The organism is Candidatus Nitrosarchaeum limnium BG20 (genome assembly GCF_000241145.1).
In the GTDB taxonomy this organism is placed as follows: domain Archaea; phylum Thermoproteota; class Nitrososphaeria; order Nitrososphaerales; family Nitrosopumilaceae; genus Nitrosarchaeum; species Nitrosarchaeum limnae.
This window is the reverse complement of the sequence record NZ_AHJG01000073.1, coordinates 1-1,559: the sequence shown is the minus strand read 5'-3', so window position 1 is coordinate 1,559 and position 1,559 is coordinate 1. Positions and strand designations below refer to the sequence as shown.

The following is a 1,559-nucleotide window of genomic DNA, read 5'->3' as shown; positions in this document are numbered from 1 at the left end:
CACTGTGACATATTCCGGATCTGATGGACTATAGTAAGAAACCGTCGGTGCACCATATCCGCCCATTAATTCATTAACAATTAATTTTCTATCGATGAGATAATTTAATGCAAATCTTACTTCTTTGAGTGAAAATGGATTGAACTCGTTTGATTCTGCTGGATTTACTAAAATACTGTAAGATCCTCCTGCGGAATCAAACACCTTTAATCCCTCACGAGATTTTTGTTCACTTAATCTGTCTGGAGATATCTTATCATAATAAATATCTAAATTTCCATTTCTTACTTCTTCAAGTGCGGTATTTTCGTCTAAATATTGAATAAATTTTACCGAATCAAAAAATGTACTTTTATCTGCAAAGGAATTGTTGTCAATTAAAAATATCAGTACATATGCTAGTATGAATACTAGCAATAATTTCATGATGTTTAATTGATCTGATTGTAATAAAAATATAATTGCTCTGTGAATTCACTCTTGCCTATTTTTTTAAATTTTTAACGACTATTTTTTCAATTTGGTTCTTTTACCCACTTTTTTATTACTTGCCCAGTATTGGATTGACCTTAAAATCCTGATTAGTTTGGATGCTTGCCTGAAGTTTCTTTAATATGTACTTCCTAAAGACCTTCTATTCCTGTGATTGACTATATCTTCATATATAAAAAAGGATTTTTTTGTAATTAACATTGTTAATCATTTCCTAAATACTATGATTAAAAACATGCAGTAATGCAGAAGCAAAAATATCTACTCCGAGAGAAAAACACAAGAATTCATCCTCAATTAGATTCAACGATGAATGGTTTTCATTTACTGCCCAATACTCCGCGCTGATGTTTTCTCTAGATATGCTTCTGCATTATTCTTAATAATGAATTACATACAGTTAACAATGTTAAGGATCTAAAAGAAATCGATCTCATTGTGCATTGTGGGATTTAATAAAACATGTTCATAATGTAAAGACATTATCTTTCCCTGACTTCATACATGATTATTTTTAATATGTCAATGATGTATCTACTGAGATAATCCCTAAAGATGATATTAAAATGAATGTGGGGCAAAATTATCTAATTAGCAGATCTTAACTCTTACAAATTATGTTTTAAATTTTATTTACATCGTCTGATTTTCAGAAGGACTTTTCATTAACTCTAAAACTTGATTTGATCTCTCTTGATCGCGTTAATGTATTGGTGTTTTTATACATGGAATTTCAAATCTTATTTGAAGAACTTGGAACCTGCTGAAATGAAACTTATGATGAATATGTTAAAAATTGCAATTCATCAAGAACGAGAGTTTACGTCCGATGAATCTAAAAACTTTAATGATTTATTTGTAAAAATAATTGAAAATAAAATAATTAGTAATACAAAAAAAATATAATTTTGATATTTTGTTTAAACTCCTTACTTGATTACTAGTTTTCGTGCCTAGACTTTGGGTTATTTGTCCTTTGATTGTGATAATGATCCCTGTTTTTTATTAGAAATTACTTTAGTGTAATTTTGATAATTTTTCCTAAAACCTATATCATCTCATTCATC

2 protein-coding genes are annotated in these 1,559 nt (G+C 28.6%); one reads left to right on the top strand and one right to left on the bottom strand.

Annotated features, from left to right (window positions below; translation table 11 throughout):
• Positions 1–426, bottom strand: a 426-nt coding sequence (locus BG20_RS02435; protein WP_010190441.1) for an ABC transporter substrate-binding protein, incomplete at its 3' end; no start/stop codon positions are given.
• Between the two features lie 819 nt (positions 427–1,245).
• Between BG20_RS02435 and BG20_RS12335 the strand changes: the two genes are divergently transcribed.
• On the top strand, positions 1,246–1,398 hold the full coding sequence (locus BG20_RS12335; protein WP_157999263.1) for a hypothetical protein: 153 nt from the start codon (positions 1,246–1,248) through the stop codon (positions 1,396–1,398).
• Positions 1,399–1,559 lie beyond the last annotated feature (161 nt).